Origin of the sequence: Acinetobacter sp. AL9, assembly GCF_041464035.1 — a bacterium.
GTDB lineage: Bacteria > Pseudomonadota > Gammaproteobacteria > Pseudomonadales > Moraxellaceae > Acinetobacter > Acinetobacter towneri.
The window spans coordinates 1-6649 of record NZ_JAYFSK010000088.1 but is presented as its reverse complement, the minus strand read 5'-3'; the positions used below and the strand labels follow the sequence as shown (position 1 = coordinate 6649).

General features: G+C 37.5%; 8 protein-coding genes and 1 rRNA gene. 1 reads left to right on the top strand and 8 read right to left on the bottom strand.

The genetic code is table 11. The features are described 5' to 3' along the window. Positions 1 to 149: 149 nt before the first annotated feature. The 7 genes from ACEO2X_RS12970 to ACEO2X_RS12940 form a co-directional block, all read right to left on the bottom strand. Complete coding sequence (locus ACEO2X_RS12970) at positions 150 to 911, bottom strand: alpha/beta fold hydrolase (protein ID WP_371972115.1); 762 nt, start codon at positions 909 to 911, stop codon at positions 150 to 152. A gap of 163 nt (positions 912 to 1074) precedes the next feature. After that, a complete protein-coding gene (locus tag ACEO2X_RS12965) occupies positions 1075 to 1941 on the bottom strand; it encodes an MBL fold metallo-hydrolase (protein ID WP_004973849.1) in 867 nt (288 codons plus the stop codon). 1 nt (position 1942) lies between these two features. Then, positions 1943 to 2359 (bottom strand): DUF6691 family protein, encoded by a 417-nt coding sequence (locus ACEO2X_RS12960; protein WP_004973852.1) that lies wholly within the window; start codon positions 2357 to 2359, stop codon positions 1943 to 1945. After that, positions 2360 to 2776 (bottom strand): YeeE/YedE family protein, encoded by a 417-nt coding sequence (locus ACEO2X_RS12955; RefSeq protein ID WP_004973854.1) that lies wholly within the window; start codon positions 2774 to 2776, stop codon positions 2360 to 2362. 248 nt (positions 2777 to 3024) lie between these two features. Beyond that, positions 3025 to 3198: a hypothetical protein gene (locus ACEO2X_RS12950; protein ID WP_004973856.1), complete on the bottom strand. Its 174-nt coding sequence runs from the start codon at positions 3196 to 3198 to the stop codon at positions 3025 to 3027. A gap of 135 nt (positions 3199 to 3333) precedes the next feature. Continuing rightward, positions 3334 to 3801, bottom strand: a complete 468-nt coding sequence (gene ybaK, locus ACEO2X_RS12945) for a Cys-tRNA(Pro) deacylase (RefSeq protein WP_004973860.1) — start codon at positions 3799 to 3801, stop codon at positions 3334 to 3336. Between the two features lie 117 nt (positions 3802 to 3918). After that, complete coding sequence (locus ACEO2X_RS12940) at positions 3919 to 5511, bottom strand: Na/Pi cotransporter family protein (protein WP_371972114.1); 1593 nt, start codon at positions 5509 to 5511, stop codon at positions 3919 to 3921. 325 nt (positions 5512 to 5836) lie between these two features. On the opposite strand from ACEO2X_RS12940, the gene ACEO2X_RS12935 reads away from it, so the two are divergent. Continuing rightward, positions 5837 to 6388 carry a lytic transglycosylase domain-containing protein gene (locus ACEO2X_RS12935; RefSeq protein ID WP_004973862.1) on the top strand — a complete coding sequence of 184 codons (552 nt, stop codon included), beginning with the start codon at positions 5837 to 5839 and terminating at the stop codon, positions 6386 to 6388. Between the two features lie 157 nt (positions 6389 to 6545). Here the strand turns inward: ACEO2X_RS12935 and rrf are convergent. Next, positions 6546 to 6649, bottom strand: a 5S ribosomal RNA gene (gene rrf / locus ACEO2X_RS12930); the annotation flags it as partial.

Sequence of the window (6649 nt, the reverse complement as noted above, 5' to 3'; positions counted from 1 at the left end):
TCCAGTCAGTGCTTGTCCTGACTGGAGTTGTTTTAAGGCTGTTTCAAAATCAAATGTAGTTGCCATAATGCATCATTCCTGTTTTTAACAGTTTAAGGAAATGACACAGTTTTTTGAACACTACCAATGATGCAAAATACTAGACAAGATTAATCTAAAAACTCAGTCATTAATGCCAATACTTCTGCGGTTTTTTCAGCATGCAACCAATGCCCTGCATGAGCAACTGTTTCAACTTTTGCGTGAGGAAACTGTGCTTGAATAGCGGCATAATGCTCAGGCGCTTCAATGTAAGGCGAATTACCACCACGAATAAACAAAGTATCTACATTACTCTGCACCGTCTGCCATGACAAAATTTCTGCATAATGTTCACGTAATGCATTTAAGTTAAATAACCATTGCCCTTTGCTAAATGACTTCATCAAAAATTGCACAACCATTTCTTCTTGAAGATGCTCACGCATAATTTCCATTGCCTCTTGGCGACTTTCAACTTGTGCATCTTGCACAGCAAACAAGGCTGTAAAAATTTGATCGTGACGATTTTCAGGATAAGCAAAAGGACAAATATCCAATAAAACCAATTGCTGTAAACGCCCAGCAGCCAGAGGAGCTAAAGTCATTGCAACTTTACCGCCCATTGAATGCCCAACCACAGAAAACTGTTCGATATTCAAGCTGTTCAACGTTTCTAAAACATCTTGTGCCATTGCTGCATAATTCATGTCATCACAATGCGCAGACTTACCATGATTGCGCACATCTAATTGAATTACGGTGCGCTGTTCTTGAAATGCACGTGCGAGCATGCCTAAATTACTCAAACTACCAAATAAACCATGAATAAAAACCAAAGATGGCAACGTAGATTCAGGCTGATTTTGCGTGATTTGATAATTTAATAACATAAAATAGACTCTAAACTTGAATACAAATGATTAATCTATTTAATGAGTTTTGAGTTTATAAATCAAATTTTATATGTGCTTTTTATCGTGAAACTTATAATATTGCTTAGGCTATTTGTATAAACCTAAGCAATAACATACAAGATGAACTTTTCTTAAAATTTTATTTAAAATAATTCAAAGGCAACTTCAAATAACGAATGCCGTTGGCCTCAGGTTGTGGGAACTTACCTGCGTCCATATTGATTTGAATTGATGGCAGAATCAATTTAGGCATCGTTAAAGTAGCATCACGCTGAGTTCTCATCTCAATAAATTCAGCTTTGCTTACCCCTGTATGAATATGAATATTCTGCTCTTTTTGAGTTTTGAGCAGTGTTTCATGTTCATATTGTTCACGTGATTCTGGTAGATAATCATGGCATAAGAACACTCGTGTTTCTTCAGGCAATGCGTATAGCGTTTGCACAGAATCGTACAACTGCCCTGCACTGCCTTTCGGGAAATCACAACGTGCCGTACCATAATCAGGCATAAACAAAGTATCACCTACAAATACAGCATCACCGATCACATAGCTTAAACAAGCAGGCGTATGCCCCGGTGTAGGGATGTTATAGGCTTGTAATTCACCAATCGTAAAAGTTTCATGATCGTCAAACAGATAATCAAATGATTGATGTGAATTGAAATACTTGATATCCAAGTTATAGATAGCACTAAATGTTTCTTGCACAATCGAAATTTTATGGCTCATGGCAATTTTACCACCCAACTGCTCTTTTAAATATTGAGAAGCTGTCAGGTGATCGGCATGCACATGCGTTTCTAAAATCCATTCAACCGTTAATTCATTTTTTTGGATGTAAGCAATGATTTCATCGGCATGAATTGTTGAAGTAGTCGCAGATGCAGGGTCATAATCCAACACGCTGTCAATAATGGCACATTGACGCGTTACAGGATCACTTACCACATAACTGAATGTATTAGTATTTTCATCAAAAAAATGCTGAATATCTGCGTGCATCTTATGCTCCTGCAACCTTACGATGAATGAGAATCCCCACCAACATTGCAACAATGAAATAGATTGCTTGATAATAACCTAAACCAATCAAGGTTAGACTTGGCGCTGGACAAATTCCTGCAACGCCCCAACCGATACCAAAAATAAAACTACCTGTGATCAGTTTAGAGTCAATTTGAGTTTGTTTAGGCAAATCAATTGGTTCATTTAAAATGGTTTTTGGTTCAGCTTGGCGCATAATTCTTTGGAATGGAATAAAGGCAACCGCAATTGCACCCATCATAACAAATGCCAGACTTGCATCCCATGTACCGAAAAGATCGAGGAAGTTTAAAACTTTTTCAGGATTCGACATACCAGAAAGAATCAATCCAGCTGAAAAAATACCACCGAAAACAAAGGCTAAGAAATTTTTCATTTAGAATGCTCCTGTGATATGGCGGATAACATAAACGGTAATAAAGCCAGCTAACATAAAGGTAGCTGTTGCTGCAATGGAGCGCTTAGATAAACGACTCATGCCACAAATACCATGTCCACTGGTACAACCCGAACCCAAACGAGTACCGAAACCAACCAACAATCCCGCCACAATCATCATCAATGGGCTTGCATTCAATTCAACTTTAGGTTGAGCCACGATGCCATAGAAAAAAGGCACAATGAAAATACCTAACACAAACCACAATGCAGGCGTTTTGAACAGCGTTTGCGGATTTAACACTTGAGCCAGTAAACCACTAATGCCTGCAATACGACCATGAACATATAAATAGCCCACGACTGCAAGACCAAGCAATCCACCACCGATTAATGCCAGCAGATAATCATGCATTTTGAACACCCAAAACAATATATGTTTTTATAATATATTATTGTAATTATTATTCAACTATTCTCTTGTAAGTTTTGTAAACTTCATCTGACTATTCGTCTATGTTTGCGATGTGAGAGAGATTTCGCAAGTTTTTGGCTGATATTAAGTCATAAGGCAGAAAATTTAGTCATTCTAAATGACTGCCTCATAACGTAATAAAGATATATCAAAATAGACAGCAACGACAAAAGTTGAGGGCATTAGACTCATTTGTGAGCAAGCGCAATAAGTTCTTTTTTATGCCGACGAATTACACGTTTAGCAGCATCTAACATAATGCGATTGGTAGTCTCATCATCACCAAAGTCAATGGGTTTAGCTGGACACATTGGACGAGCTTTTCGATCTTCGATTGTGTAGTCTTTAAGACGCTTACCCATACTGCACCTCTCAGAATTTCTTAACTTTCATTAATATAACCTAAAATTTATTTTGTTAAAAAATCATCAATACGAGTTCTTAATTACCCTATTTATTGCTTAATTTGGACGCCATTCAATGTAAATTGCAACATATCATGCATCTACGATATCTACAAAATTAGCATTTAAAACTTTTGCCAAATCGCTTGGTGTTAAACCAATATCTAATCCACGCTTCCCTCCACTCACATACATAGTTGCAAGCTGTTGAGCGGATGCATCAATCACTGTTTTCAGTTGTTTCTTCTGCCCGATTGGACTAATGCCTCCAACCAAATAACCTGTCAAACGCTCAGCATCTTTAGGATCAGCCATGTGTACTTTTTTACACTGAAAAGCAGCCGCAACTTTTTTAAGATTTAATTGGTAATGGACAGGTAAAATCGCCACAAAATAATGCTTATCATCACTGACCAATAAAGTTTTAAATACTTCTGTGACATCTAAGCCTAACTTCTCCGCAGCTTCTAAACCAAAACTTTTAGCATTATGATCATGTTCATATTCATGCATAGAAAATTGAATTTTCTTGGCTTTTAAAAGTTTAGCTGCTGGAGTCATTGAAAAAATACTGTAAAAAACGATGCTCAAATTATACGCTTGATTGAGATTAAAAGTGAATTCGCTTAGGCCATTTTTAAATATAAAAGTAACTATCGAAAAAATAGCCTAAAATCATTAACTTGGTTTACGTGAATTTTCAACCAACACGTTAGCTAAGCGCTGTGCATGCGCAATCACGCGATCCAACCAACGTTGTGCCGCCAACAACTCTAAACCTGTCGCAGCATTGAGCTGATTCACGGCAATATATTGCAGCACTTTTTCACGGTTTTCGGCACGTTGATCTTCTGTCCATTTTTTCAAATTAGATAATTCGGTATTTAGACTTAGTACATGTTTATGCACATCAAAATCATCCATTTCTTTTAGATGTTCATCAAGAATTTGTACAAAATCTAAGCCAACTTGATAAATTGCAGGTTGGGTGCGTATTTCTTTTGCTAAAGTAATATTTTCCAAATCACTTCGTAAAACACGTAAATACACCATCAAACGAAGCATCGCCATTAAACGCTGTTGATCGGCTTCATTTTCTGAAATCGACATTTCTTCCAAATAGCGTTGGACTTGAATGAGTACTTCATCTAGCTGTAATAAACGTACTTTTGAAGGTAATCTTCCCTCTTGGATAGCCAGTTTTAGCATCACCAAAACGTCATACAAACTATGGTAAATCACCTTTGATGCAGCATGAATAGCCAAGGCGGGCACAGATAAACTCGCTTGATCGAGATAACATAAAACCGATTGAGTTTGATCTGGGATAATTTTCATAATCAGTTTTTCGAACTGACGGATAAAAGGCAAAATAATCAAAGTACCAGAAATACTGAATGCTGTATGAAATGCAGCAACAATCACCACATTGTCCCATGTTGCCATAAGACGTTGATTTTGTGTTAGCTCAAGAAATAACGGTTTTAAAATAATAAAAGCAAAAATGGCTGAAATGATGTTAAAAATCACATGAACCGCTGCAGTACGTTTGGCATTTGCAGTTGAACCAATTGCAGCAATAATGGCTGTCGCCACCGTACCAATATTCTGTCCAATCACCAAACCTAAAGCCTGTTGCAAATCAATCGCACCACTGGCCAATGCTGCTAAGGTCGCGGTAATTGCAGCACTTGAAGATTGCAACAGAATGGTCATGATAATACCGACCAAAACCAAACTGAGTTGCGCAATCAAAGATCTACTTGAAAATACTGATAAATCGACACGTTCAGCAAAACCTGACATGGCAACTTGCAACATATCAATGCCAAGGAAAATCAGACTAAAACCTGCCAATGTCATTCCAAATAATGCAACTCGCCCCTGACTAAATAATTTGAGCATTGCACCCAAACCCAGCAAAGGTAATGCAAAACTGGTGATGGAAAATTTAACACCTAAAAATGCCACCATCCAACCCGTACTGGTTGTGCCAATATTCGCGCCAATAATGACACCAATTGCCTGAGCAAAAGTAAGAATACCCGCACTGACAAAACCAATTGTGGCTAAAGTCGTTGCTGTAGAAGATTGTACAATTAAGGTTAAACCGATGCCTGAAAGCACAGCTTTAATGGGTGAACCTGTGAACTTAGACAACCAAATACGCAAGGTTTCCCCTGCCATATCTTTTAAGCTGTCCGTCATCATGGTCATACCAATCAAAAATAGGCCAATACCACCACATAATTGTACAAAGACTTCTAACACACTTACTCCCTGTGCAATAAGCAATTTTCAAAGTGCTAAAAAGTCGATATTGTACGTACTTTTATCTTAAAATTGCAGTTTATTTGTTCTATTCCAATAGTTTATATTAAATAAAAAACTTGTCATCAATTTGACATATTATTAAAACCTAAGGATAGATCAGACTCCATTGGTTTATCCAATCATTCGATAAAACAAAACGAAACCTCTGTATTATGCTGACACGATACAATTCAAATCTTCAGTTCACTTGACTGAACCAATCGCTCACCTCAAAATCAGTATATATACTCACATACGCCAAAATGACAGATATAGTTTTAATATGATTTTTAATGCATTTAGAAAATATCCATCTATAAAAATATTCAGTATTGGTTGTACTGTTTTAACGTTAGCAGCCTGCTCTCCACTAGGAGGTGGCTCTCTTGCAAAACGCTCAGCTAAACTTTCTACAGGGATCCAAAAGGCTTATGCTGTGCATCCTGATACAGCAAATCGTGTAGCACCAATCATTGTACAAAGTGCAGAACAACATAATGTTGATCCTCTGCTTGTCGCTGCAGTTATTAGACAAGAATCGAATTATCGTGCCTATGCTGTTTCACCTTCAGGTGCAGTTGGGTTCACACAAATTATTCCACGTTATTGGCAGCAGACTTGTCCTGGCGATTTATTCCATGAACATACCAATATCAACTGTGGTACATTTATTTTAAATCATTATAAAAATCAGTCGGGTAAATGGCCTAAAGCTTTGGCCTATTACAATGTGGGACCTACTGGCTACAATAGTAATCGAAAAATGAAAAAGCAAGGTAAACGCTACGCGAAACAAGTCAAACAGCACCAAAAAAACTTAAAAGATGCACTTTAATTTTGACTTACTAGCTTAATAAAGTAGCCAATACCCGTTGAATTAAAGCCATCCTCAGATGGTTTTATTTTCCTTTCTTTTTCTACTTTTCTTCTTAGTATTTTCTTTCCCTCATAAAAAACACCCTCAACGTGAGTTGAGGGTGTTTAGAATAATGAGCTGGCGATGACTTACTCTCACATGGGTAACCCCACACTACCATCAGCGCGAAGAGGTTTCACTTCTGAGTTCGGGAAGGGATCAGGTGGTTCACTCTTGCTA

Bases quoted from the DNA above. Each gene is read 5' to 3' on its own strand.
- ACEO2X_RS12970 (WP_371972115.1), bottom strand. From the start codon at position 911: ATGTTATTAAATTATCAAATCACGCAAAATCAGCCTGAATCTACGTTG.
- ACEO2X_RS12965 (WP_004973849.1), bottom strand. From the start codon at position 1,941: ATGCACGCAGATATTCAGCATTTTTTTGATGAAAATACTAATACATTC.
- ACEO2X_RS12960 (WP_004973852.1), bottom strand. From the start codon at position 2,359: ATGAAAAATTTCTTAGCCTTTGTTTTCGGTGGTATTTTTTCAGCTGGA.
- ACEO2X_RS12955 (WP_004973854.1), bottom strand. From the start codon at position 2,776: ATGCATGATTATCTGCTGGCATTAATCGGTGGTGGATTGCTTGGTCTT.
- ACEO2X_RS12950 (WP_004973856.1), bottom strand. From the start codon at position 3,198: ATGGGTAAGCGTCTTAAAGACTACACAATCGAAGATCGAAAAGCTCGT.
- ybaK (WP_004973860.1), bottom strand. From the start codon at position 3,801: ATGACTCCAGCAGCTAAACTTTTAAAAGCCAAGAAAATTCAATTTTCT.
- ACEO2X_RS12935 (WP_004973862.1), top strand. From the start codon at position 5,837: ATGATTTTTAATGCATTTAGAAAATATCCATCTATAAAAATATTCAGT.